The sequence below is a fragment of the Deltaproteobacteria bacterium genome, assembly GCA_016875395.1.
Lineage (GTDB): Bacteria > Myxococcota_A > UBA9160 > UBA9160 > UBA6930 > VGRF01.
The window spans coordinates 124,357-149,236 of sequence record VGRF01000009.1; the positions used below are offsets into that span (position 1 = coordinate 124,357).

Genomic DNA, 24,880 nt, shown 5'->3' on the forward strand with positions numbered 1-24,880 from the left:
GCGATGCAAGGGGCGCAGCCGCCGAAGTTCGAGGAGCGCCTCACCGGGCTGCTCGCGCCCGACGCCTACGTGTTCGCGATCCCGCTCGCGCTGGTGGGCGGCATCTGTTGGGGCGCCGGCTACACGATCGCGGCCGTGTCGTCCTGGGCGCTGACGGCGTTCGTCGTCTCGTTCTTCCGCAATCCCGAGCGCGAGATTCCTCCCGGTGACGGCGTCGTCGCCTCACCCGCCGATGGCCGCATCATCGACGTCGCCGAGATCGAGGTCGCGCCCGGCGAGAAGAAGCTGCGCATCGCGATCTTTCTGAGCGTGTTCAACGTGCACGTAAATCGCGCGCCGCTCGCGGGCCGCGTCGTCGCGATCGAACGCACCGGCACGAAGTTCCTCGCGGCGTTCAATCCCGACGCCGAGGGGCTGAACGTGCGCCTCGACGTCACGCTCGAGACAGCGAGCGGCGTGCGCGTCCGCTTCGCGCAGATCACGGGCCTGATCGCGCGCCGCATCATCTGCCACACGCGGGTGGGCGACTGGCTCGACAAGGGCGCGCGCTACGGGCTGATTCGGTTCGGCTCGCGCTGCGACGTGGTGCTGCCGCTCGGCTCGGTCCCGCGCGTCGCGAAGGGCGAGCGCGTGCGAGGCGGGAGCAGCGTGCTGGCCGAGCTGCCGCGATGACCGAGCAGGCGCCGCCGCCCGCGGAGCCCCGGCCGCGCTTCGGCTGGCGAACGCGGCGCCGGCGCCGGCGGCGCACGCGCGCGGAGCAGCGCCGCAGCTTCATCGCGATCACGCCGAGTCTGCTCACCGCGGGAAATCTCGCCGCGGGCTTCTGGTCGATCACGCTCTCGATGCATCAGGATCTCGAGCGCGCCGCGCTCGCGATCATGCTCGGCGGCGTGTTCGACTTGCTCGACGGCCGCGTGGCGCGCATGGCGAACGCGACGAGCCGCTTCGGCGCGCAGTTCGACTCGATCTCCGACACCGTCTCCTTCGGCGTCGCGCCCGCGATGCTCGCCTACAGCGCCGCCTCGCTCCCGCAGCTCGGCTGGGCGGGCTGGGTGATGGCGTGCATGTACACCGTGTGCGCGGGCCTGCGCCTCGCGCGCTTCAACGTCTCGCCGGGGCGCTTCCCCGGCCGCTTCGACGGACTCAGCTCGCCCGCGGCGGCGGGCATGATGCTTTCGTCGGTGCTGTTCGGCGGCTGGCTGCGCGAGCAGGGCTACCCGGTGAACATGCCGCCGATGCTCGCAGGCGCGGGCGTGATCGCGGTCGCGCTGCTGATGGTCAGCCAGATCCCGTATCACAGCTTCAAGAACGTGAAGTTCAAGCGCCCGTTCCGCGCGCTCGTGCTCGCCGTGATCGCGGCGTTCGTCATCCTGCTCGAGTACCGCCTGACACTCTTCTGTGTCGGCATCGTCTACTGCGCCTCGGGGCCGGTCGAGTGGCTGTGGCGCAAGCAGACGGGCCGCGAGCTCGCGATGACGACACCGTCTCCCGAACCGGCCGAGAGCGGCGCCGGAGGCAAGCCATGAGCGACGACAAGCGCATCAAGATCTTCGACACCACGCTGCGCGACGGCGAGCAGTCGCCGGGCTGCAGCATGAACCTGCCCGAGAAGCTCGCGATGGCGCGTCAGCTCGCGAAGCTGAACGTCGACATCATCGAGGCCGGCTTCGCGATCGCGAGCGAGGGCGACTTCGAGGCCGTGCGCGCCGTCGCGAACGAGATCGGCGGCGACGTGACGATCGCGAGCCTCGCGCGCACGGGAGACGCCGACATCGAGCGCGCCGCGCGCGCGCTCGAAGGCGCGAAGAAGCGGCGCATCCACACCTTCATCGCGACGAGCGACATCCATCTCCAGCACAAGCTGAAGATGGGCCGCGAGGACGTGATGGCCGAGGTGGATCGCGCGGTGCGCAAGGCCGCGCAGTACACCGACGACGTCGAGTTCAGCGCCGAAGACGCGACGCGCAGCGACTGGGACTACCTCGTGCAGGTGTTCAAGCTCGCGATCGCCGCGGGGGCCACGACGCTGAACGTGCCCGACACGGTCGGCTACACGACGCCGATCGAGTACCACGAGCTGATCCGCTATCTGCGCGCGCACATTCCGAACAGCGACCAGATCACGTTCTCGCTGCACTGCCACAACGACCTCGGCCTCGCCGTCGCGAACTCGCTCGCCGCGATCCAGGCCGGCGCGCGGCAGGTGGAGTGCACCGTCAACGGCATCGGCGAACGCGCCGGCAACACGGCGATGGAAGAAGTGGTGATGGCGCTGAAGACGCGCCGCGACTACTTCGACGGCCTCGACACGCGCATCAAGACCACGGAGATCTATCCGACGAGCCGCCTGCTCTCGTCGATCATCGGCGTGCCCGTGCAGCCCAACAAGGCGATCGTCGGCGACAACGCCTTCGCGCACGAGGCTGGCATCCACCAACACGGCGTGCTCCAGGCGGCGATCACCTACGAGATCATGACGCCGCAGTCGATCGGGCGGCCGAGCAACGAGCTCGTGCTCGGCAAGCACTCGGGCCGCCACGCGCTGCGCGAGCGGCTGAAGGAGCTCGGCTATGAGCTCGAGGGCGAGGAGCTGAACCGCGCGTTCAAGCGCTTCAAGGATCTCGCGGATCGCAAGAAGGCGATTTACAACGAGGATCTCGAAGCGATCGTCGCGGACTCGGTCGTTACGGAGGAAGGCCGCTTCGTGCTCGGCGACCTGCACGTGCAGAGCGGCACCTTCGCGACGCCGCAGGCCACGGTGCAGATCTTCGTGAGCGGCGAGGCGAAGAAGGCGACGGCGCAGGGCGACGGCCCGGTCGACGCCGTGTTCAAGGCGATCGTCGAGCTGACGGAGAGCAAGGGCGAGCTGCTGCAGTACCAGGTGAAGGCGATCACCGGCGGCATGGACGCGCAGGGCGAAGTGACCGTGTCGCTCGGCGAGGGCGGCCGGCGCGTGATCGGCCACGGCGCGCACACCGACATCATCGTCGCGAGCGCGCGCGCCTACGTGCAGGCCGTGAACAAGCTCGAGTGGCACACGAAGCGGCGCGAAGCGGACGCGCCGCGCGGGATCTAGGGAGAAGCAAGAGTGACCAGCACGCGAAGCGGGGCGAAGCGCGCAGCGAGCCGAAGGCGAGCGAAGTAAACATGGATCGAATTCTGGTACTGCCGGGCGACGGCATCGGACCCGAGGTGACGCGCGAGGCGGTGCGCGCGCTCGAGGTCGTGGCAAAGCGCTTCAAGCTCTCGCTCGCGTTCGAGGAGGCGCTGATCGGCGGCTGCTCGATCGACGCGCACGGCACGCCGCTGACGGACGAGGTGCTCGCGAAGGCGAAGCAGTCGCGCGCGGTGTTGTTGGGCGCGGTCGGCGGACCGAAGTGGGACGCGATGCCGGTGACGACGCGCCCCGAGCGCGGGCTGCTGCGCATCCGCAAGGAGCTCGGCCTCTACGCGAACCTGCGCCCCGCGACCGTCTTTCCCGCGCTCGCGGCGGCGTCGACACTGCGGCCCGAGATCGTCACGGGCATCGACATCCTGGTCGTGCGCGAGCTCACCGGCGGGCTCTACTTCGGCGAGCCGCGCGGCCGCGCGCTCGTCGCGGGGAAGCGCGAAGCGCGCAACACGCTCGTGTACGACGAGGTCGAGGTCGCGCGCATCACGCGCACCGCGTTCGACGCGGCGCGCCTGCGGCGCAAGCACGTGACCCACGTGCACAAGGCGAACGTGCTCGAGACGTCGCAGCTGTGGGTCGAGGTCGTGAACGAGGTGGCGAAGGAGTACGGCGACGTCGAGCTGGCGCATCAGCTCGTCGACTCGTGCGCGATGCTGCTCGTGAAGGAGCCGCGCCGCTTCGACGTGATGGTGATGGAAAACCTGTTCGGCGACATCCTCTCCGACGAGGCCGCCATGATCACCGGCTCGCTCGGCATGCTGCCGAGCGCGAGCCTCGGCGCGGGCGGCGTCGGTCTCTACGAGCCCGTCCACGGCAGTGCGCCCGACATCGCGGGCCAGGACGTGGCGAATCCGCTCGCCGCGATCCTCAGCGCCGCGATGCTGCTCGAGCACAGCCTCGGTCATGCGCAGTCGGCGCAGGCGATCCGCGACGCGGTCACCGCCGTGCTGAACGACGGGCACCGCACGGGCGACTTGCGCCTGCCCGGCGAGGACCGCCCGACGCTCGGCTGCCGCGCGATGGGCGACCGCGTCATCGCCAAGCTCTCGTGACGGCGAAGTTGTTACGGGTAGCCGTCGTCGGCGCGACGGGCACGCTCGGTCGCGAGGTCGTCGACCAGCTCGCGGAGCGCCGCTTCCCGATTCAGGAGCTCGTGCCGATCGCGTCCGACCACTCGCTCGGCGAGGCGGTCGAGTGGCTCGGGCACGAGCTCGCCGTCGTCACGGAGCACACGCTCGTGGGTCTCGATCTCGTGTTTCTGTGCACGCCTCCGGCCGCCGCGCCGGAGTGGCTGCGCGCGGCGCTGCTCGCGCGCGCCGCGTGCATCGACTGCTCGGGCGCCGGCGCCGCGCGCGAGGAGATTCCGCTGCTCGATCCCGAGCGCACGCCGAGCGCTGCGGCGCTTGCGTCGCCCGTGCTGGCGCTGCCGTCGCCCGCGGCGCTCGCGCTCGCACGGGTTGCTTCCGCGCTGAGCGGCTCGAGCGCCATCTCTCGCGCGATCGTGACGCTGTGCGAGTCCGCGTCGTCCGCGGGCCGCGCCGGCGTCGAGGCGCTGCAGGCCGAGACGATCGCGCTGTTCGCGCAGCAGGATCCGCCCGAGGAGAGCCCGTTCACCCACGGCGTCGCGTTCGACGCGCTGCCGGCCGCAGGCCCGATCGGCGTGGGCGATCTCACGGCGAGCGAGGCCGCCGCCGCGCGCGACTTCGCGCGCCTCGCGCCCGGTGTGCGCGCCGCCTTCACGGCGCTGCGTGTGCCCGCGTTCAGCGGGCTCGGCATGCAGGTTGCCCTCGAGCTCGAGCCACTGCTCTCGCCCGAAGCGATCGAAAAGCTGCTCGACGAGGCGAGCGGTACGCGCGCCTTCGGCTCAGCGGCGGGCCCTTCGCTGCGCGACGCCTCGGGCGAAACCGACGTGCTCGTGGGCCGCGTGCGCTCGGACCCGTCGCGAGTGAACGGCGCGCTGCTTTGGCTCGCACTCGACCCGGTGCGCGTCACGGCGCAGGCGGCGGTGCGGCTCGCTGAGCTGCGCGCGTCTGCGCGGCCGTGACGCAAGCGCCTCGCGCGGCGAGCCGCAGGCGATGAAGCCGACTCCGTAGCGTGGCGACGTTCAAGCTCACGCTCGAGTACGACGGCCGCGGCTTTGCCGGCTGGCAGAGCCAGCGCGAGCGCGAGCGCACCGTTCAGGGCGAGCTGCTGCGCGCGCTGGCCGAGATCGCGCCGCCGCCGATTCGGCTCATGGGCGCGGGGCGCACCGACGCCGGGGTGCACGCGGAGGGGCAGGTCGCCTCGGTGACTCTGGAGACGCGCCTCGACGGGGAGACGCTGCGGCGTGCGCTCAACGCGAAGCTGCCGGAGGACATCGCGGTGCTCGCGGCCGAGCCGCGTCCGGACGCCTTCGATGCGCGCCGGGACGCGATCGCGAAGCGCTACCGCTACCAGCTGTGGAACGCGGAGCTGCCGTCGCCGCTGCGCGCGGCTCGCTTCTGGCACGTGCGCGAGCCGCTCGACCTCGCGGCGCTGCGGGCGGGTGCAGCGCGCCTGGTCGGAACGCACGACTTCACGAGCTTCCGCGGCGCGGGCTCGGCAGTGCGGACGAGCACTCGCACCCTCACACGGGTCGACGTGTGGGCCGAGGGCGGGGGCGTGATGCTCGGCTTCGAGGGGGAGGGCTTCCTGCGGCACATGGTGCGCATCGCGGTCGGGACCCTGGTGGAGGTCGGCCTCGGCAGGCGGCCCGCGGCCTGGATGGCCGAAGTGCTGGCCGCGCGCGACCGGGCTGCCGCCGGGCGCACCGCGCCGGCCTGTGGGCTCACGCTCGAGTGGGTCCGCTACCCCGGCGACGAGGCCGAAACCTCCGCAGGATCGCCCGTTTGAGCGGGTGTCTTCGTTGACGCCCCCGCGGTCGGTCGGCTAAATCCCGCGCCTCGCGCGGACCGGCCTCGCGGCTCGTCCGCGCCCTCGTTTTGTGAGCGGCTGCGTTCGGCGAGCGCGGCTGCACATCGGGAGAGAGTTCATGAGTTCGAGCGCACACCGCGCCACGAAGAGCGCGCGCGAAGTGGACGTGAAGCGCCGCTGGCTCGTCGTCGATGCCGAAGGCCAGGTGCTCGGCCGGCTCGCGGCGCGCGTCGCGTCGATTCTGCGCGGCAAGCACAAGGCGATCTTCACGCCGCACGTGGACACCGGCGACTTCGTGATCGTGATCAACGCCGAAAAGGTGAAGCTCACGGGCAACAAGCTCACCGACAAGGTCTACCGCCATCACACGGGCTGGCGTGGCCACGTGAAAGAGACGAACGCGGGCAAGCTGCTCGCGGGTCCGCACGCGGACCGCGTGGTCTCGGAGGCCGTGCGCGGCATGCTTCCGAAGAACCACCTCGGCCGGAAGATGCTCGACAAGCTCAAGGTCTACGCAGGCCCGAAGCATCCGCACGATGCGCAGCGGCCGGAGGTGCTCTCGCTTGGCTGACCCGCGACTCCCCGAACTCCGCACGACGGCCCGCACCACGGGGCGCCGCAAGACCTCGATCGCGCTCGTGCGCCTCGCGCTCGGCACCGGCCAGTACGTGATCAACGGCCGCTCGCTCGAGGAGTACTTCCCGCGCGAGACGCTGCGCACGCTGATCAACCAGCCGTTCGAGGCGGTCGGCGCCGCGGGCCGCTACGACGTGCACGCGAACCTCGTGGGCGGCGGCATCGCCGGGCAGGCCGGTGCGCTGCGTCACGGCATCGCCCGCGCGCTCGAGCGCCTCGACCCCGGTCAACGCCCGCCGCTCAAGCGCGCCGGCCTCCTCACGCGCGACTCGCGCGAGGTGGAGCGCAAGAAGTACGGCCAGCGCGGCGCCCGCGCCCGCTTCCAGTTCTCGAAGCGCTAACCGCGCAGAACGCGCTCACGGCCCGCCGGCTGCGTTGCGGCCGACTCGGCGTATGGCTGCGATACGCCGTCGTCGGCCGACGCCTTGCCGGCGGGCCGTGAGCGCGTTCTGCAACCTCGCCGGTCCGCGTTGACTCGCTCCGTCTCGCGTTGTAAATCGCGCGAGCTTCAGGGGTGGGGCATCGAGCGAACCGCTCACATCGCGCAGCGCTCTGGCGCGCGCGCGAACGTGACGGGGGTCCTGGCGTGACGCAGTACTACGCCAGCGATCCCACGCAGATCCGCCTCTCGGTGTCGGCCGTGGTTTGGCGCGATGCGCGCGGCGGCGAGCTGCTGCTGATGCAGCGCTCCGACAATGCGCATTGGGGGCTGCCCGGCGGCTACGTCGAGATCGGCGAGAGCGTGGCCGCGGCGTGCGCGCGCGAGGTGCTCGAAGAGACGGGCGTACGCGTCGAGGTCGAGCGGCTGATCGGCGTCTACTCGGATCCATCGCGCCAGGTCATCGACTACGGCGACGGCCGCCGCGTGCAGGCGATCAACCTCTGCTTCGAAGCGCGTGCGACCGGCAGCGGCGCAGCAACCACGCCGCACGAAACGCTCGCGACGGCGTACTTCGCCGCGAACGCGCTGCCGAAGCCGTTCGTGCCGATCCACGAGATTCGAATTCGCGACGCGCTGACCGGCGCTCCGTCGGCCGCAGTGCGATGATAGACCAAACGGGGGAGAGACGATGAACGCGCGCCCGAAGAAGTTCATCTTCGTGACCGGCGGTGTGCTGAGCGGACTCGGCAAAGGCCTCTCGGCCGCCGCGATCGGCGCCCTGCTCGAGGCGCGCGGCCTGCGCGTCGCCTTCCTCAAGCTCGATCCGTACCTGAACGTCGACCCGGGCACGATGAACCCGGTGCAGCACGGCGAGGTGTACGTCACCGAAGATGGCGCCGAGACCGATCTCGACCTCGGCCACTACGAGCGCTTCACCAAGACGGTGACGAGCCAAGCCAACAACGTCACCGCGGGCCGCGTTTATTACTCCGTGATCACGAAGGAGCGCCGCGGCGACTACCTCGGCGGCACCGTGCAGGTCATCCCGCACATCACCGACGAGATCAAGGCGCGCATCCACAAAGCCGCGGAGCCGACGGATCTCCTGATCGTCGAAGTCGGCGGCACCGTCGGCGACATCGAGGCGCTGCCGTTCCTCGAAGCCGTGCGCCAGTTCCGCGCCGACGCGGGCCGCGACAACGTCGCGTACGTGCACCTCGCGCTGGTGCCGTTCGTCTCCACCGTGGGCGAGCTCAAGACCAAGCCGCTCCAGCACTCGGTGAAGGAACTGCAGGCCCTCGGCATCTCGCCCGACGTGCTGCTCTGCCGCACGGATCGCTTCCTGCCGCGCTCGGTGAAGGCCAAGATCGCGCTGTTCTGCAACGTCGACGAAGACGCCGTGATCACCGCGAAGGACGTGCAGCACCTCTACGAAGTGCCGCTCGCGTTCCACGACGAAGGCCTCGACGACAAGCTGACGCGCGTGCTCGGCATCTGGACCGGCGAGCCGCGGCTCGAGGCGTGGGAGCGCGTGGTGCACGCGGTGCGCAATCCCGAGCGCACGGTGCGCATCGCGATGGTCGGCAAGTACGTCGATCTCACCGACTCGTACAAGAGCCTGAACGAGGCGCTGCATCACGGCGGAATCGCGCACCGCACGAAGGTCGCGATCGAGTACTTCGACTCGGAGAAGCTCGACTCGACCGACGCGCTCGCCGGCATGCACGGCATTCTCGTGCCGCACGGCTTCGGCTCGCGCGGCGTCGAGGGCAAGATCGCGGCGGTGCGCTACGCGCGCGAGCGCCGCATTCCGTACTTCGGCATCTGCTTCGGCATGCAGATGCTCGTGATCGAGTTCGCGCGCAACGTCGCGGGCCTCGAGCGCGCGAACAGCGCCGAGGTCGACCCTGAGACGCCGAACCCGGTGATCGACCTGATGCCCGAGCAGCGCACGAAGGAAGGCAAGGGCGCGACGATGCGCCTCGGCGCTTACCCGTGCTCGCTGCGCCCCGGCACGCGCGCCGCAGAAGCGTACGCACGGCTCGACATCAGCGAGCGCCACCGCCACCGCTACGAGTTCAACCCCGACTTCCGCGACCGCCTCTCGCGCGCGGGCCTCGTGCTCTCGGGCACTTCCCCCGACGGGCGCCTGGTCGAGATCGTCGAGCTCGCGGACCACCCGTGGTTCGTCGGCTGCCAGTTCCACCCCGAGTTCAAGTCCACGCCGTTCGCGCCTCACCCGCTCTTCGCCGCGTTCGTGGCGGCGGCGGTGAAGCAGCAGGATGCGACGAAGAAGTAGCCGCGCGGCGCTCGCGGTCGCGCTGGCGATCGCGGGAGCATGCAAGCCACAGGCAGAGATGGCGCCCGTGATTGGCGTGACGTTCGAGTCCGACGCGCCGCCCACGCGATGGGTCGATGCGATCGTGGTTCGCACGCACGCGAGGCCGCACTCCCCGGCAACGCTGCTGGACGCGACGATCACGACGTGGCGCGCCGGAGAGCGTGCGCGCGCGGCGCGGCGCTTCGTCCCGATCGACGAAGGTGGGCGGCTTCGCGCGCTCCTGCCGGAGTCGAAAGACTGGCTCCCGTGCGAGGGCCACTACTACCAGTGGGCAGTCGGCTTCGAGGCGGAGTCCGGCGCGATTCCGCAGATCTCGCGGAGCGATCCGATTCTCGTGATGCGAGCCCCGAACCTGCTGACCCCCGACGCGGATCTCTGCGCGCCTCCACCTCCGCCCAACGCGTAGGCGCAATTTCTGTCGATTCGGTCGCCCGGGCGTCGTCGTAATCTCGAACTTCTCACACCGGAGACACGACGATGGCGACCTTCATGTTCCTGATTCTCGACGCGGACGTTCCCGAGAAGGAGGCCGCGGGGCGCGGCTCGGGCATCGAGGCGATGAGCAAGTACGCGGGCGAGCTCGCGCAGGCCGGCAAGATGAAGGGCGGGGCGCCGCTCGTGCCGGCGAAGCAGGCGCGCACGCTCGGCCGCGACCGCAAGGGCAAGGTGAAAGTGATCGACGGACCCTTCACCGAGTCGAAGGAGATCGTGTCGGGCTACTTCCTGATCGAGGCGAAGGACCGGCGCGAAGCAGTCTCGTTGGCGCGGCGCTGCCCACACCTTTCGATCGGGAGGATCGAGGTGCGCGAGGTCATGGAGATCTAGGCAACGCGCGAGTGAGACTGGACGCGCCGCCGAGACGAATGACGCGTTGAGGCATGGGCAGATCATCTCCGATGACGAACGCTCCTCCCGAGCAGGTCGGCCGAGGCCGCAAGCGAAGCGCGCAGCTTTCGCCGGAGTCTTCGGAGGCGAAAGCGAAGTAAACAAGGAAATCGTGAACCTCGATCCCCGAGCAGCTCGAGACGCAGCGCCGGTCTCCGAGCGCGAGTTCGAGCGCGTGTATCGGGAGGAGCACGGGCGCGTGCTCGCGACCGTGGCGCGAGTCGTTGTGGATCTCGCGCGGGCAGAGGAGCTCGTGCAGGAGGCTTGGCTGCGGGCGGTGGAGCATTGGCCGCGGGAGGGGGCGCCGGAAAAGCCGGGTGCTTGGCTCGTCACCGCGGCGCGGCGGCTCGCGATCGACGCGTGGCGGCGCGAGGCGGTGGCGAAGCGCGAGGCGGAGCGTGCGCGCGCGGAGTCGACTCCGCCGAGCGAGGTGGACGCGCAGCTCGACGCGGCGCTGGCTCCCGAGTTGTTACGGGACGACCCGCTGCGGCTGATGTTCGCGTGCTGCCATCCGCTGCTCCCGCGCGACGCCCAGGTGGCGCTCACGCTGCACACGCTCGGTGGGCTCACGGTGCCCGAGATCGCACGCGCGTTCCTCGCCGACGAGCGCGCCATCGCGCAGCGTCTCGTGCGCGCGAAACGCACGCTGCGCGCGCGCAAGGTCGCGTTCCGCGTGCCGAGCGCGTACGAGCTGCCCGCGCGCATGCCGGTGGTGCTCGACGTGCTCTACCTCGTGTTCAACGAGGGCTACGCCGCGAGCGCGGGCGACGCGCTCGTGCGCCGCGAGCTGTGCGACGAAGCCCTGCGCCTCGCGCGCCTCGTGGCGGACGCGCTGCCGGGCGCCGAGGCGCTCGCGCTTGCTGGCGCTGTTCGAGCTGCAGGCGTCGCGCCTCGCCGCGCGCGTCGACGCGAGCGGGCGCGCGCTCACGCTCGAGCAACAGGACCGCTCGCGCTGGGACCGCGCGCGCATCGAGGCCGGGTTCGCGGCGCTCGCGCGTGCGCGGCGTGCGCCGCGGCCGGGCGCTTTTCTGCTGCAAGCCGAGATCGCGGCGTGTCACGCGCGCGCGCAGCTTCGCGCGCACGAACTGGCGCCGCATCGTGAGTTGTTACGACGCGCTGCTCGCGCAGAATCTCTCGCCCGTCGTCGCACTGAACCGCGTCATCGCGGTCAGCTATCGCGACGGCGCCGACGCCGGGCTCGCCGCCCTCGACGCGCTGCGCTTCGAGTCGCGCTTGCGCGGCTACCCGTACCTCGCCGCCACGCGCGCGGATCTGCTGAGGCGCGCGCGGCGCTGGAGCGAGGCCGCCGCCGAGTTCGCGCGGGCCGAACGCGCGATGCGCACGCCCGCGGAGCGCGCGCTGATGGCGGGGCGACGCGCGGAGTGCCTGCGCGCCTCGCTTGCGACGCCTAGCCCACTCGCCTAAAACCCGCGCCTTCCGGCCGGCGATTCATGCGCCGTTTCGGGGCGTTAGCTCAGTTGGTAGAGCGCCGTGTTCACACCGCGGAGGTCACAGGTTCGAGCCCTGTACGCCCCACCAGTTCCCCACGCTCCTGGCGCCCTCACCATTGGGCTGGCCGAGCGCAAGCTCGGCTCTGCGTGAACGCATCAGGCGCGGCCGCGAAAGATCAGGAGGATTCGCATGAGCGGCGCTGAGGCGCTTCGCGTTCAGGGTACGGTCGCGCCCGGGTTCGAGTCGGTTCGCGCGCTCTACGAGCACGAGATGCGCACGATGGCCGAGCACCACACGCAGCTGTGCGTGTACCACCGCGGCGAGCGCGTGGTCGATCTGTGGGCGGCGCCCGAGGGCGACGCGTTTTCACCCGACTCGCTCGTGAACGTCTTCAGCAGCGGCAAGAGCCTCGAGGCGATCGCGATGGCGTACCTCGTGGGCCGCGGGCTGCTCGATTACGGCGCGCCCGTCGCGCGTTATTGGCCCGAGTTCGCGGCGAACGGGAAGGGCGAGCTCACCGTTGCGGACGTGCTGCGGCACGAAGGCGGCATGGCCGCGTTTCAGTCCTCGCTCGACGCGGACGACTTGGTGCCCGCACGCCTCAAGCAGAACAAAGTGGGCGCGGTCATCGAAGCGCACGCGCTCCGCTATCCGACGGGTGGCCGCGGGAGGCGCGAGTACCACGCGATCACGCGCGGCTGGATCCTGAACGAGGTGTTCCGGCGCGTCGATCCCGCGCGTCGCACGATGGGCGAGTTCTACGACGAAGAGGTCCGCCGCCCGCTCGAGGCCGACGTGATCATCGGAGTGCGCGAAGCGGAGCTCGGGCGCATCGTGAAGGTGAAGCCGCTCGGTCTGCTCTTCTTGTTCCTCCAAAGCCTCTTGCCCAAGGCCCTCGGTCGCAAGATCAAGCACCACTTCTTCCACACGCTCGGCCGGCTCTTGCGATTGCTTCCGGGCTTCCGTCACTCGACGATCCGCGGCGCGCCGCCGGCGTACAAGGGCATGACGGGTCTCGGCTTCTTCAACGAGCGCAGCGTCGCGCTGGGCGAGACGCCGTCGGCCGGCGCGAAGTGCTCCGCGCGCGGGCTCGCGAAGCTCGCGGCGGTGATGGCGGGCCGCGGGCGCTTCGCCGGCCGCGAGGTCGTGAGCGAGGCGGGGTGGAAGGCGATGCACGACGCGCCCGTCGAGGCGTTCATGGGCTTCGCGCCGACGGCCTTCACGCAAGGCGGCGTCAACCGCTTCGCCGCGGTGGACCCGAATGCACCGGAGCTCGCGCGCGCCTTCAACATCGGGCGCGAGGGTTACTACGGCTGGATGGGCCTCGGCGGCTCGATTTTCCAGTGGCACCCCGAACGCGAGATCGGCTTCGCGTTCGTGCCGACGGCGCTCCACGTGCTCGACCTGCTCAACGAGCGCGGGAAGCTGTACCAGGCGGAAGTGGTGCGCTGCGTCGAGCGGCTGGAGACGTGACGGCGCGGGTCATCCCGCCAGCTCCTTCTCGATCCGCTCGCGCAGCTTGAACTTCTGGATCTTCGTCGCCGACATCGGCCAGTCGTCGACGAAGCGCACGAAGCGCGGAACTTTGAAGCTCGCGATCTTGCCGCGGCAGAACTCGATCAGCTCGGACTCGCTCGCGGCGTGGCCAGGCCGCAGCTGCACGAAGGCGGCGGCGACCTCGCCGTACTTCGCGTCGGGCGCGGCGACGATCTGCGCGAGCAGCACGGCGGGGTGCGTCTGCAGGAAGCCCTCGATCTCCACCGCGGCGACGTTCTCGCCGCCGACCTTGAGCATGTCCTTGGTGCGCCCGAGGTAGGCGATGCGGCCCTCGGCATCGAGCGTGCCGAGATCGCCGGTGTGGAACCAGCCCTCGGCGTCGAACGCCTCGGCGTTCTTCTCGGGCGACTTGTAGTACCCGTCGAACAGGCAGTACCCGCGGATGCAGAGCTCGCCGCGCGCGCCGGCGGGCAATGCCGCGTTCGTCGCGGGATCGCGCACCGAGACCTCGATGCCGGCGAACGGGCGGCCCGCCGTGGTCGCGCGCGTCTCGGCGTCGTCGCCCGGCTCGCTGAACGCGGTCACGCCCCCGGCTTCGGTGAGGCCGTAGGCTGTGATGTGCTTCGCGAACGGCAGCGCTGCGTGGAATTGCCGTAACAAGTCGGGCGGGCCGACGTTGTTCATCAGCCGGAAGTGCAGCTCGCGCGCGTCGAACTCGGGATGCGAGAGCAGCGCCTGCGTGATCGTCGGGAACGCCGCGAAGTTCACCGTGGCGCGCTCGTCGCGCAGGTATCGCAGCGCGAGGCCGGGCTCGAAGCGCTCCATCGAGAGCAGCGCGGCGCCGGCGTCGAGGCAGGCGAGCAGCGGCAGCACGAAGCTCATGTGGAACATCGGCAGCGGGTCCCACATGCGATCCGCGCGCGTCAGCTCGAAGCGCGTGCGGCCCGCCTCGAGCGCGGTGCGCACGAGCGCCTCGTGCGTGAGCGGGCAGCCCTTCGGCATCGCCGTGGTGCCCGACGTGTACATCATCAGCGCGATGTCGCGGACGGCGACGCGCGCGCGGCGGCGTGCGATCTCCTCCGCGCTGACGAGAGAGCGCGCCGCGCGGAAGCGCGCCTCGGGCAGCAGCGCGCGCGTCGGATTCTCCCCTAACAACACGACGGCGCGCAGCTTCGGCGCTTCCGGCAGCGCGAGCGCCGCGGGATCGCTCGCGCCCGCGAGCGAGGGCAGCGCCTCTTCGAGCAGCGCCACGAAGTCGACGTGCTCTTCGATGCGGTCGGTCGTGACGAGCACGCGCAGGTCCGCGTTCTCGACGACGTAGCCGAGCTCGCGCGCCTTGTACCGCGCGTTGATCGGCACGGCCCAGGCGCCGAGCAGCGCGCACGCGAGCAGCAAATCCACGAACTCGGCGCAGTTCGGCAGCAGGATCCCGACGTGATCGCCCTTGCCGACGCCGAGCCCCGCGAGCGAGCGCGCCGCGTCGACCGCGCGCGCATCGAGCTCGGCGAACAAAGTCGCGCGCCCAGGGAACCTGAGCGCGATGTCGCTCGGCGCGCGCTCCGCCGCGCGCGCGAGCAGCGCACCCACGCTGTAGACCTCGGTGAAGCTCGGCACGTCGCGACTCTATCCCGCTGGGCGCCGGCGCGTCGCGCTCCGCTTGCGGAGTCGCGCTTCTCAGCCCGCCGAAATCCCAGGGCCCGCGGTGAACGAGCAGGGCGGCGCGCAGCACCGGCCACGCCGGTGTGGGCGCGATGGGCAGGCGCCAGCGATCCAGCGCGCGCCGCAGCTCGGGCGACAGACGTTCCGACGATCCAGCGCCGCAGTCGCCCGCGCTCGATGGTTTCCACGCGCCGAGCTGTGCGGCGCAACGTGCGGGACGGCGGGCCAACGCGGGCTCGCCCAGCGCGCGGCTCGGGCTTCCTCGCTAGCTTGCCGCGCCTGCGTGGTCCCGTAGCTCAGTTGGATTAGAGCGCGAGCCTCCGAAGCTCGAGGTCGCTGGTTCGAGCCCAGCCGGGATCACCATCCACGCCCGCGGAGGCGCCAGCTGCGGAAACTCGCGGGTCGGCGCAACCGAGGAGATCGAGGTCGCCGCGCGCGTCCGGAAGCACGTGCGCATCACCGCGCAGCGCTCCGAGATCCCCGCCTGCCGCTTCACGTCCGCCTGACTCATCCGGAGCGTCCTCGTCCTGACTACCAGTTGGTCTTGCGGATGAGGTCCGTCTTTCCATCCCAGGCGTAGTGGGCAGCTTTCCATTCATTGAAGTTGCGCCGCGAGTTCGGATTCTCCGTGTACAGCTCAACGAAGCAGCCGAGCAGCGCGCGCGCGTCCACGTACGACACCATAAATCGCCCGCCGACGGCAATCTCCGTCACCGACGGGTAGCCCGCCGCTTCGAACCGCGCCTTTTCCACGCTCACATCCGGCAGACAGATCGCGACGTGATGCAATCCCGTCTGTTCGCGGGTGTACATGTCGCGATAGATCGACGGTGTGTCGTCATGCTGTTCGATCAGCTGGATGTGGTGGTCCGGCCCGCACTGGCCCCACGCGTAGGTGAGATCGGGGTGCGAGGGAGCGCCGCGATACGTCTCCACGAAACCCGGCCGTTCCTTGGCGAAGAAGTGGCGGTCCATGAAGAACGGACCAGCCCCGAACATCTGCGCCCACTTCGCGCAGGCAGCATCGATGTCGGGCACGTAGTAGGCGTACTGTTCGATGGGGTAACGCAGGAAGCGGTGGTTCATCACTGTCTCTCCCGAGCACCGACTCAGGTCAGGAATCGAGTTCGGCGCAGTCCGCGATCGAGCTCTACTCGCGCACCTCTTCGAGCTTCTCCCACTTCCTCTCGTTCAGGGCCTCGTCGAGGTTGGGGTCGTAGTCGGGAAGCCGGGTGCCGATGTACTCACCGTCGCTGTTCATCCAGTACTCGTTCGCCCCGCTGTCGACCTTGTAGTGCTGGCCGGTTTCCGGGTTCACGACCTGCGTGCGCTCGGTGATCGTGTCGACGAAGCGCTCGTGGGCTTTGTCGGAGGCGGCGTTGCGCGCCTGCCAGCCCTCCATGAGGGCGTCGTGCGCGGCCTGGCTCCTGTTCTGGAACGCGCGCTGGCTGGCCTCGAAGCTCGCCCAGTTCTGGCGCATGCGCTGTTCGTGCTCCGCCCAGCTCCGGCCCGCCTTCTCCATCTCGAGTCGGTTGTACGCGGCGATCGGCTCGAGCGCGTAGCGCGCGCGCCAGGCCGAAGATCAGCTGAGTCTGCGCTCGGGCGAAGACCTCCCGCTCGGCTTCGAGACCCGTCGACCAGTAGGCCCACGTCTGCAGCTCTGCGCTCTCGCTGACCGACAGGTGCACCAAGAGGAAGAAGGGCCTGCCGTTCGCCGACTCCCACTCGCTGCCGATGGCAAAGTTCTTCGACTGGGTGGGCACGACCTTGAACAGTTGATCGCTGTACCACTGATCGATCCGCGCCACTTCTTCGATTGCGAAGGAGCGCAGGAGGCGATGGCCGCTCTGCTGGCCCCAGGGCACGATGTCCTGCTGCACGACTGCGTCGACCCCGGGAAAGGCGCGCAGCTGCTGGCCGCCTTGTCGGTAGATCTGCTGCATCTGCGGGTCAGCGGTGAACATGAAGCTGCTCACCGGAAAATTCGTGATCGAGATTCCGTCCGGCCACGTGATCGACGGCTGACCCGGTCCGCTCGCTGCGTTCTGCTTCCAGCCCGCCGGGAACGGCATTTCCACGATCAGCGTTCCGTTGCCGTCGCGAAGGGGAAGCATCTTCAGCTTCTCCCAGCCGCCTGGTTTTGTGGCGCGCTCCGGCTCCGCGGAGGCCGCGGCGACCGCAGCAATTGGGGCGACCGGGGCGACCGCCGGCTCACTCGGCGCCGCGGTCGGAGCTGCCGCGCTCGTGTCCGCGGCGTTGGCGACATCGTCCTGCCCGCAGCCTCGAATCCAGAACGAGAACGCCAGCAGGAGAGTGCAAGCGGAAGGCGAACTCAACGCTCGAACGATCATCGCACGACTCCGTTTCGCAGCTTCGCACACGGTCAAGGCAACTCCGTCCGCACCGCGCGCAAGCGCCTGGCGTTGATTCCGAAAATCGCGCGTCAGCTCCCGTGTGCGAGGCGCCCCTGCTCACCGAGTCGCTGTCGCACCTGGCTGGGCGTGACAAGCACCACCAACGGCGGCACGATCCGCATTCGCGGCATGGGCACCTCGGGCAACAACCCGGGCCTCGAGTCGGCGGTGGGCTCGTTCATCGACGGCGTCTACCGCAGCCGGGCGGGCCTCGCGCTGCAAGATCTGATCGACGTCGAGCGCGTCGAGATCCTGCGCGGGCCGCAGGGGACGCTGTTCGGAAAGAACACCTCGGCCGGGCTGATTCACATCATCACGAAGCAGCCCGAGTTCACCTGGGGTGGGCACGTGCAGGGCACGGTCGGCAACCTCGACCTGCGCAAAGTGCAGGGCAGCGTGACCGGTCCGCTGATCGCCGAGTCCCTCGCGTTCCGCCTCGCCGGCTCCTTTCACATCCGCGACGGCTACTACGACGACATCGACACCCGCGACACCTTCGCCGACCGCGACCGCTGGGCGCTCAAGGGCCAGCTCCTGTTCACGCCGACCGAGAGCCTCGACTTCCGCTTCATCGCCGACTACACGAAGATGCGCGAACACTGCTGCCCGGCCGTGTACTCGGTCGTCGGTCGCAACGCCAAACACGTCGTCGACATGGGCGGAGACATCTTCGGCGGGAGCCTGGACGGCGCGATCGTCCCGCTGCTTCAGGGCGGCGGATGGTCCACTGCATTCCGTAACAACGACAGCCTGCGCGTGGGCACCAACACGGATCCATTCGAGGACGTGAACGATTGGGGCCTCTCGCTCGAGACGAACTGGGATCTCGACGTGGTGGAGGTGAAGAGCATCCTCGCCCATCGGCAGACCGACATCTCACGCGGCCAGGACATCGACTTCACCAACATCGACATCCTGATGCCAGGCGTCACCGACGAGAAGTGGGAGAACTACAGCCTCGAGGTTCAGCTCTCCGGGCTCGTCGAAGCAGTCCGTCTCGACTGGGTGTTCGGCTTGTACGCCTACGCAGAAGATCTGACCAACAACCAGCGAGTGCTGATCGGGAGCCAAGGTCCGAACTACATCGGCCGGCTCGTCGCGCAGGCGACGGCTCCGGCTCTTCAGATTCCGTTCGAGACTCGGTTCAATCCGGGGGAGGGACGAACCACCGCGCTCGCGCAGGACAACAAGGGTTACTCGTTCTTCACCCACAACATCTTTCACGTGACGGACAAGCTCGATCTCACGATCGGCGCGCGATACAGCTGGGAACGCAAGGAAGGCTCGGGGCTCCAAGGGGCAACGCCGGTGGGACAGATCTTCAGCGCGCCGTTCTGCGATCGAATCACGAGCTTCGTGGGCGGCGGCGCGCCGCTTCGCAACGCGGTCGGCCTGAATCTGCGCACCACACTCGGCAACACGTGCGACAACTTCAGCTGGTCACGTCAGTACGAGAGAGACGACTGGACCGGCACGCTGCAGCTCGGCTATCGGCTGACGGAGGAGCTGAACGTTTACGCGAGCGTGTCGCGCGGCTTCAAATCCGGCGGGTACAACCTCGACGCCGAGGCCTTCAACTGCATTCCGTCGGGGCTCGCGACCGCGCCGCCGGCCCCAGGCGACGTGGTTTCGGGGGCCATCACCTGCACTCCGGACGACCGCACAGCCTTCGACCCGGAGTTCTCGGACGCCTATGAGCTCGGCGTCAAGTCGACGTGGTTCGACGGACGACTGGTCGCGAACCTCGCCGTGTTTCACACCGACTTCAAAGGCTTCCAGCTCAATCAGTTCACCGGCTTCGGCTTCATCATCCGCAACGTTCCGAACGTCGAGTCCGACGGCGCGGAGCTGGAGCTCACCGCGTTTCCCTTCGAGGGGATGATCAGCAGCCTCTCGATCACTTACGCGGACACCCGATACGGCCACGACGACGTCTGCTTCCGCCTGAACCGGCCCGACCTCTCCGTCAACCGCTGCCCCGGCGAGTCGAACGCGATCTCGGGCTGCGAAGACGACCCGCCGCTGGGAACGCCCTCGTCCCCGTGCTTCGTGTTCCCGACCAACCAGATCGCGAACGGGCACCGCCTCACGCACGCACCCGCGTGGACCGGAAGCCTCCAGCTCTCGCTGCAGCGCCCGCTCTTCGACACGGGCTGGTCTTGGTACGGAGGCGGCAACGTCTACTACCGCGGGCGGCACAAGACCTCGACCGACCTCGACGAGCTGAAGGACGAGGAGGCGCACTGGAAGCTGAACATCCAGGGCGGCGTCCGCTCGCCGGACGAGCGCCTCGACCTCCAGTTCTGGATGAACAACGTGACCGACGACATCTCGACGACGATCGCCTTCGACACCGTCTTCCAGGCTGGCAGCTTCAGCGCCTTCAAGGGGCAGCCGCGCACCTACGGCGTGACCGCCACCTACCACTTCGGCGAATAGCTCCGCGCGCGCTCTCTCAATCATCGCGGGAGTCGTTTGCCTTTGACTTCTGCGCAACTCGCTGCGCCCGGCTTCCGAGCAGGCTCACCACCCCACTGCGATAGCGTCGACGACCTTCGAGGAGTCGCGCGATGCAGTCGCCTCTCGCTACCGCCGAGCCGGCACGAGCGCCGCGGGTCGGCATCGATCTCGCGTTCGGGAAGCCCGGCGCTGCGCCCGTCGTGTCGGACGAGTGGCGCGTCGCGGGCTGGCGGCTGCGCTTCGCGCGGCTCGGCGCGAATCAGTCGCTCGCGTTCTCCGCCGAGAGCGCCGCGCGCACGTACGTCAAGGTGATTACGGGCTCGCTCGTAGAGCCGAGCGCGCAGCCGTTTCCGCCCGCGCGAGAGGTGCGCAGCACGCTCTGCTCGCGCGAAGCAATTCGAGCGGGAGGCGAGGGCGCGTGGGTCGCCCTGTTCGTCGAGACGGCCGCAGTCGCCGCGAACGTGCGCGCCATGTCGGATCTCACGTTCGCGGGGCCGCACGCTGCGCAGCTCGCGTGGCAATCGTTCGCGGAGCGCTTTCGCGGCATCACCCCCTACTTCGATGGCGCCGACGCGCACATCGCGCGCGGGTTTCATCTGCTCGACGAGGCCGGCGCGCACGTGGCGTACGTGATGTTCTGGACGGCGGGGAAGGGCGTCGACCTCTCGACGCACGACCACGGGAACGCGCCCAGCGCGGCGGTGCCGACCTTCGCCGAGGTGCATTGGGTGCTGAACAACGGCACGGGCGCGGGCGGCATGTACACGACCTCGGCGCCCGGCGCGAAAGACCGCGAGCGCGTCGCCATGGCGCGCGGCACCGAGCACGGCGCGTTCTTTCGCACGAGGGCCGACGGCACGCCGCAGCTGCGCGCGAACGGCGCGGTGGACTATCCGTGGCACGGTTGGCAGGCGGGCAGCGATGGCGGACCGGGGCAGGCGTACGACTTCGTGTGCGCGTTCGAGATCAATCCGGACTTCGTTCGCCTGTGAGCGAAAGACGAGGAGAGCACGATGAAGGCAGTTGTTACGGGCTCGGCATCAGGAGTCGGCCTCGCGCTGGTGCGCGAGCTGAATGAGCGCGGCGCGCGGGTGATCGGCGTCGACCTCGCGGGCGACATCCGCGCCAAGCGCGTGAGCGAGGCAGGCGGCGAGTTCCTCGCCTGCGACGTCACGAGCCCTGACGACTGGAGGCGCCTCGCCGCCGCCGTGCGCGAGCGCTTCGGTGCGCTCGATTTCGCCGCGCTGAACGCGGGCATCATGACGCGACCGCCCGCGGCGCCGATCGACGACGATCCGCTCGCGCTCGCCGGTGGTGACGCCTACCGCCGCGTGTTCGCGGTGAACGTCGACGGCGTGGTGCTCGGCCTCGCCGCGCTCGTGCCGGTGATGGCGCAAGGCAGCGCGATCGTCGCCACGTCCTCGGCGGCCGGCTTGATCGCGCTGCCGTGGGATCCCTATTACGCCGCCACGAAGCACGCCGTCGTCGGACTCGTGCGCAGCTTCGGCGCGCCGCTCGCGGCGCGAGGCATTCGCCTGAACGCGCTCTGTCCGGTCGGGATCGACACCGCAATCGTTCCCATCGCCGCGCGCGCGACGACACCCGCCAGCGAGCTGCGCACACCCGAGTACGCCGCGAAGGCGGCGCTCGCCGTCGCCGCGCGCCCCGAGTCCGGCGCGGCGTTCGTGTTCAGCGACGACGCCGCCTTCGTGCGCCGCTACGACGTGCCTTCGCCGTTCTGAAGCGCGTCACATCGGCGGCTTCGTGAAGCTGCCCGCGATGCCGGAGTTCATGAGGCCCTGATCGATCAGCATCGAGATGCCGCTCATGCCGCTCGCGGCGGGGCTGCACAGGAACACGAGCACGTCGGCCATCTGCTCTGGCGTGAGCGTCTCGACGCCCGCTTCTTCGCGGTAGGTCTTGCCGAAGCGCAACCACACGTCGGCGTTGGCGCGCGCGAGCGGCGTGTCGGTCGGGCCGGGCTCGATCGCGTTGATGCGGATGCCGCGCTTCGAGAGCGGAAAGGCCTGCTGCGCGGCGTAGAAGTTCATGGCCTGCTTGCTGAACACGTAGGAGTTCGTGCCCTCGTTCGCGGCGCTCCAGGCGGCGGCGCTGTCCCAGTCCGGCAGCGCCATGAACTCCTTCAGCTTCGCGAGATTCATCTGCCAGCCCATGCCGGCGACGCTCGAGATCAGCGCCACCGCGGAGCCGCGCGGCAGCGCGCTGCGCTCGACGAGCTTCTCGAGCAAGTGGCGCTGCGCGAGGAAGTTGATCGCGAGGATGTGCGGGTTGCCGTCGGCGACGCCGGCGCACAGGAACACGGCGTGGATCGGGCCCCCGATCTGCGCGAGCGCGGCGTCGACGCTCGCGCGCTGGCTGAGGTTCGCCGTAACAACTTGCTTCGCCGGGTACGAGATGGGCGCGACGTCGAGCGCGATCACCTCGCCCCCGAGCTCCGTGACCGCCCGCGCCGTGGCTGCGCCCATGCCCGTTGCCGCGCCCACGATCAGCGCGCGCTTGCCGTCGTAACGGAACCTCTCGATCGCCATCGCCTGCACCTCCGCGCGCGCAGCCTATGCCAGTGCGCCGCGCTTCGCGCAATCATGCGCGATCACACGAAGGGAACGCGCCCATGGATCCGACTCGAACCACGCGCCGCGACGCACTGCGCGCCGCCGCCAGCCTCGGCGCGACGGTGCTCGCTGCCGCCGCGCTTGCGGAAGAGACGGCGCCCGCGGCGCCGGCGCCGCTCGCGCACTTCAGCTTCACGAAGCTGCAAGTCGCCGATCTCGAGAAGTGCGCCGCGTTCTACACGAGCGTCGCGGGCCTCACCGAGCAATCGCGCGTCGACACCGACAGCGGCGGGCGCAAGCTCTCCGAGATCATCTTCAACGCGACGATGCCAGGCGGCGCGAGCTTCGTGCTGATCCACTACTACGACTCGCCGAAGCCTGTCGTCGGGGAGCTGATCCTCGGTTTCTACACGAGCGACATCGACGGCTTCGCCGCGCGCGCCGTCGCGGCCGGCGGCAGCATCGTGCGCGAGCCGTGGGAGATCACGGAGATGAAGCTCCGCGTCGCGTTCGTGGCGGACCCTGAGGGCCACGTGATCGAGATCGTGGAGGAGCAGGCGTAATCCATGGCGCGAAAGCGGCGTTTTCGGCGCTGGGTATCGCGAGCTCCAAGGAAGACACGGCATCTCGGGGAGCTCGTCCTCGAGGAGTGGCTTCCGCAAATGGCGAAGCACGGGTTCGCGGAGGTTGAGTGCAATCTCCGACGATCCGATTCCCCACTGGACGGTCGCGAGCTGCAATTCGAGAGTTGGGGTGCGGAGTACGTCGACACCGTGCACTTGTGGTTTGACAAGTACGACTCGCCCCGTTTTCAGATTGCCTTCAATCGTCGCCTGATCTCCGACCAGGATCAGATCGTGCGAGGCGGCCGTCTCGTGAGGCGCGCGAGCGAGTACTACCACGAATGGGGCAAGCCGCGATGGCAGCCGCTCTTGCTGTGGACCGAGCGGCGCGCGAGATCTCAAGTAGACGTCGTCGTTCGGCGGACGCCTCAGATTGTTGAGTTCCTCGAGACTGGAGCGCGCGGGCCGAACGTCAACCGCGAAGTCCGAGTGGAAGCGGCGGGGCATGCTGGATCAGTCGCGCTGACGGAGTAGCGAGGTCGCGGGCGCATGGGCACTACGGTCCAGCAGTTCGTGCGCGCCCGCCGCATACTTCCGCACTTCGCTGCGAGGAGGTGTAAGTGTCGGATTTGGGAGTCTTCCGCGGCGGCGTCGCCGTCATCACGGGCGCCGGCAGCGGCATCGGCGAGGGCATGGCGCGCACCGCGGCGAAGGCGGGCGCGACCGTCGTGCTCGCGGACATCTCGCTCGAGCGCGCAGAGAAAGTCGCGGGCGAGATCCGCGCCGCCGGCGGCGCGGCGCACGCGCTGCGCGTCGACACCGCGGACGCCAGCTCGGTCGATGCGCTCGCGCGCGAGGTGCACGCGCGCTTCGGCGACGTGCGGCTGCTGCTCAACAACGCCGGCATCGAGACGATCGGCCTCGCCTGGGAGCTCTCCGCGGCGGCATGGCAGCGCATCGTCGACATCAACGTGCTCGGCCCCATCCACGGCGTGCGCGCGTTCGCGCCGCGCATGCTCGCGGCGAAGCAGCGCGCGTTCATCGCGAACACCGCGTCCGTGGGCGCGTTCGGGATGATGCCGGCGCAGAATCCGTACGTGATGAGCAAGCACGCCGTGCTCTCGTTCACCGAAGGCCTGCGCATGGAGATGGAGCTGGTCGGCGCGCCGGTCTCCGTCTCGGTGATCACGCCGGGGCCCGTCGCGACGCGCATCTTCCGCGACGGCCACATCGCGGGCGAAGGCGCAGCGCAGCATCAGCTGCAAATGGAGGCGATGGTGAGCGCAGGCATCAGCGGCCTCGAAGCCGGCGAGCGCATTCTGCGCGGCATCGCGAGCGGCGAGTTCTGGGTCTCGACTCACCCCGAGATGACCCTCGCAATGGCCAAGCAGCGCGCCGAGCACCTCGCGAGCCTCTCGACGCCGGTGATCACGCCGCCGCTGCGCGCGCTGCTCGGGCCTGACAAGTAGGCGCGGAGTTCAGCTTGCAGTCGGCCGGGGCCAAAGTGCGACGCAACGGCTGATATTCTCAGCGCATGACTGCGCTTTCGTACATCGAGTTGATCGCGGCAGCTGCCTGGGAGAGCACGTGGTCCGCTGCGGGTGTCGGGTGGGGAAGCGCGGCGCTCGTTGCTGGGTACATCGTGCGTGCCGTGGCGAGCGACGGCTCAGCAATCAAGTCGTTTCGCGAGGAGAGCAAGTTCGGGGTGGCGGCAGCGTTAGGAGCCTTCTTGATTGTTTTCCTAGCCTATGCGCTCTTCTTCACACCGAGAGAGAAGTACGAGGCCCTGCAAAGGTCAGCGGCGGTCGACAAGGCAGCTTGGACTGTTTGACCTGCTGGCATTTCTCGGACCAACGGTCTCTAGAGAACGGCCCCTGGTTGCTCTGTTGATCGACCTCGCGCGGCAAACTCTGCCGGCGTGAGATTGCCGAGGCTCGAGTGCGGACGGACGGTG

Annotated in this window: 24 protein-coding genes, 2 tRNA genes and 1 pseudogene; 23 read left to right on the forward strand and 4 right to left on the reverse strand. The window is 69.4% G+C overall.

Going from position 1 to position 24,880, the window contains the following annotated elements; translation table 11 throughout:
• The first annotated feature begins 3 nt into the window (after positions 1-3).
• The 15 genes and pseudogenes from FJ091_09580 (at position 4) to FJ091_09650 (ending at position 13,233) form a co-directional block, all read left to right on the forward strand.
• Positions 4-672, forward strand: a complete 669-nt coding sequence (locus FJ091_09580; protein ID MBM4383606.1) for a phosphatidylserine decarboxylase family protein — start codon at positions 4-6, stop codon at positions 670-672.
• Positions 669-1,526 carry a CDP-diacylglycerol--serine O-phosphatidyltransferase gene (gene pssA, locus FJ091_09585; GenBank protein MBM4383607.1) on the forward strand — a complete coding sequence of 286 codons (858 nt, stop codon included), beginning with the start codon at positions 669-671 and terminating at the stop codon, positions 1,524-1,526. The genes FJ091_09580 and pssA overlap by 4 nt, the downstream gene beginning before the upstream one ends.
• Positions 1,523-3,076, forward strand: coding sequence for a 2-isopropylmalate synthase (locus tag FJ091_09590; protein ID MBM4383608.1), 1,554 nt, complete (start codon positions 1,523-1,525; stop codon positions 3,074-3,076). The genes pssA and FJ091_09590 overlap by 4 nt, the downstream gene beginning before the upstream one ends.
• Before the next feature lie 71 nt (positions 3,077-3,147).
• A complete protein-coding gene (gene leuB, locus FJ091_09595; GenBank protein MBM4383609.1) occupies positions 3,148-4,224 on the forward strand; it encodes a 3-isopropylmalate dehydrogenase in 1,077 nt (358 codons plus the stop codon).
• The gene (locus FJ091_09600; GenBank protein MBM4383610.1) at positions 4,221-5,216 is read left to right on the forward strand and encodes a hypothetical protein; all 996 of its coding nucleotides are present in this window, start codon (positions 4,221-4,223) and stop codon (positions 5,214-5,216) included. The genes leuB and FJ091_09600 overlap by 4 nt, the downstream gene beginning before the upstream one ends.
• Positions 5,217-5,266: 50 nt before the next feature.
• Positions 5,267-6,043, forward strand: a complete 777-nt coding sequence (gene truA / locus FJ091_09605; protein ID MBM4383611.1) for a tRNA pseudouridine(38-40) synthase TruA — start codon at positions 5,267-5,269, stop codon at positions 6,041-6,043.
• A gap of 139 nt (positions 6,044-6,182) precedes the next feature.
• Positions 6,183-6,635: a 50S ribosomal protein L13 gene (gene rplM / locus FJ091_09610; GenBank protein MBM4383612.1), complete on the forward strand. Its 453-nt coding sequence runs from the start codon at positions 6,183-6,185 to the stop codon at positions 6,633-6,635.
• Complete coding sequence (gene rpsI, locus FJ091_09615; GenBank protein ID MBM4383613.1) at positions 6,601-7,041, forward strand: 30S ribosomal protein S9; 441 nt, start codon at positions 6,601-6,603, stop codon at positions 7,039-7,041. Before rplM ends, rpsI begins: the two co-directional genes overlap by 35 nt.
• A gap of 245 nt (positions 7,042-7,286) precedes the next feature.
• Positions 7,287-7,748 carry an NUDIX domain-containing protein gene (locus tag FJ091_09620; GenBank protein ID MBM4383614.1) on the forward strand — a complete coding sequence of 154 codons (462 nt, stop codon included), beginning with the start codon at positions 7,287-7,289 and terminating at the stop codon, positions 7,746-7,748.
• Positions 7,749-7,770: 22 nt separating this feature from the next.
• Entirely contained in the window at positions 7,771-9,381 is a 1,611-nt protein-coding gene (locus tag FJ091_09625; GenBank protein ID MBM4383615.1) for a CTP synthase, read from the forward strand.
• Between the two features lie 58 nt (positions 9,382-9,439).
• Positions 9,440-9,829 carry a hypothetical protein gene (locus FJ091_09630; GenBank protein MBM4383616.1) on the forward strand — a complete coding sequence of 130 codons (390 nt, stop codon included), beginning with the start codon at positions 9,440-9,442 and terminating at the stop codon, positions 9,827-9,829.
• 71 nt (positions 9,830-9,900) lie between these two features.
• Positions 9,901-10,248, forward strand: a complete 348-nt coding sequence (locus tag FJ091_09635) for a dehydrogenase (protein MBM4383617.1) — start codon at positions 9,901-9,903, stop codon at positions 10,246-10,248.
• Positions 10,249-10,420: 172 nt separating this feature from the next.
• Positions 10,421-11,733: pseudogene (locus tag FJ091_09640) on the forward strand (sigma-70 family RNA polymerase sigma factor).
• A 38-nt stretch (positions 11,734-11,771) separates the two neighbouring features.
• A tRNA-Val gene (locus FJ091_09645) sits at positions 11,772-11,847 on the forward strand.
• Positions 11,848-11,949: 102 nt separating this feature from the next.
• Positions 11,950-13,233 (forward strand): beta-lactamase family protein, encoded by a 1,284-nt coding sequence (locus tag FJ091_09650; GenBank protein MBM4383618.1) that lies wholly within the window; start codon positions 11,950-11,952, stop codon positions 13,231-13,233.
• A 9-nt stretch (positions 13,234-13,242) separates the two neighbouring features.
• Here the strand turns inward: FJ091_09650 and FJ091_09655 are convergent, their stop codons facing one another.
• Positions 13,243-14,871 (reverse strand): AMP-binding protein, encoded by a 1,629-nt coding sequence (locus tag FJ091_09655; GenBank protein ID MBM4383619.1) that lies wholly within the window; start codon positions 14,869-14,871, stop codon positions 13,243-13,245.
• A gap of 330 nt (positions 14,872-15,201) precedes the next feature.
• Between FJ091_09655 and FJ091_09660 the strand changes: the two genes are divergently transcribed.
• Positions 15,202-15,279: transfer RNA gene (locus FJ091_09660), tRNA-Arg, on the forward strand.
• Between the two features lie 168 nt (positions 15,280-15,447).
• On the opposite strand, the gene FJ091_09665 is transcribed toward FJ091_09660, so the two are convergent.
• Together FJ091_09665 and FJ091_09670 are read right to left on the reverse strand one after the other, a co-directional pair.
• Positions 15,448-16,002: a VOC family protein gene (locus FJ091_09665; GenBank protein ID MBM4383620.1), complete on the reverse strand. Its 555-nt coding sequence runs from the start codon at positions 16,000-16,002 to the stop codon at positions 15,448-15,450.
• A gap of 158 nt (positions 16,003-16,160) precedes the next feature.
• The gene (locus FJ091_09670) at positions 16,161-17,267 is read right to left on the reverse strand and encodes a hypothetical protein (GenBank protein MBM4383621.1); all 1,107 of its coding nucleotides are present in this window, start codon (positions 17,265-17,267) and stop codon (positions 16,161-16,163) included.
• A 150-nt stretch (positions 17,268-17,417) separates the two neighbouring features.
• On the opposite strand from FJ091_09670, the gene FJ091_09675 reads away from it, so the two are divergent.
• The 3 genes from FJ091_09675 to FJ091_09685 all read left to right on the forward strand — a co-directional run bounded on the left by FJ091_09675 (position 17,418) and on the right by FJ091_09685 (position 21,532).
• Positions 17,418-19,769, forward strand: a complete 2,352-nt coding sequence (locus tag FJ091_09675; protein ID MBM4383622.1) for a TonB-dependent receptor — start codon at positions 17,418-17,420, stop codon at positions 19,767-19,769.
• Positions 19,770-19,900: 131 nt separating this feature from the next.
• Complete coding sequence (locus tag FJ091_09680) at positions 19,901-20,782, forward strand: hypothetical protein (protein ID MBM4383623.1); 882 nt, start codon at positions 19,901-19,903, stop codon at positions 20,780-20,782.
• A 21-nt stretch (positions 20,783-20,803) separates the two neighbouring features.
• Positions 20,804-21,532: an SDR family oxidoreductase gene (locus FJ091_09685; protein MBM4383624.1), complete on the forward strand. Its 729-nt coding sequence runs from the start codon at positions 20,804-20,806 to the stop codon at positions 21,530-21,532.
• Between the two features lie 6 nt (positions 21,533-21,538).
• On the opposite strand, the gene FJ091_09690 is transcribed toward FJ091_09685, so the two are convergent.
• Positions 21,539-22,339: an SDR family oxidoreductase gene (locus FJ091_09690; protein MBM4383625.1), complete on the reverse strand. Its 801-nt coding sequence runs from the start codon at positions 22,337-22,339 to the stop codon at positions 21,539-21,541.
• Positions 22,340-22,422: 83 nt separating this feature from the next.
• Between FJ091_09690 and FJ091_09695 the strand changes: the two genes are divergently transcribed.
• The 4 genes from FJ091_09695 to FJ091_09710 all read left to right on the forward strand — a co-directional run bounded on the left by FJ091_09695 (position 22,423) and on the right by FJ091_09710 (position 24,757).
• Entirely contained in the window at positions 22,423-22,926 is a 504-nt protein-coding gene (locus FJ091_09695) for a VOC family protein (GenBank protein ID MBM4383626.1), read from the forward strand.
• Positions 22,927-23,025: 99 nt separating this feature from the next.
• On the forward strand, positions 23,026-23,460 hold the full coding sequence (locus tag FJ091_09700) for a hypothetical protein (GenBank protein MBM4383627.1): 435 nt from the start codon (positions 23,026-23,028) through the stop codon (positions 23,458-23,460).
• A gap of 86 nt (positions 23,461-23,546) precedes the next feature.
• Positions 23,547-24,395, forward strand: coding sequence for an SDR family NAD(P)-dependent oxidoreductase (locus tag FJ091_09705; protein ID MBM4383628.1), 849 nt, complete (start codon positions 23,547-23,549; stop codon positions 24,393-24,395).
• Between the two features lie 65 nt (positions 24,396-24,460).
• Positions 24,461-24,757 (forward strand): hypothetical protein, encoded by a 297-nt coding sequence (locus FJ091_09710; GenBank protein MBM4383629.1) that lies wholly within the window; start codon positions 24,461-24,463, stop codon positions 24,755-24,757.
• Positions 24,758-24,880: the final 123 nt, after the last annotated feature.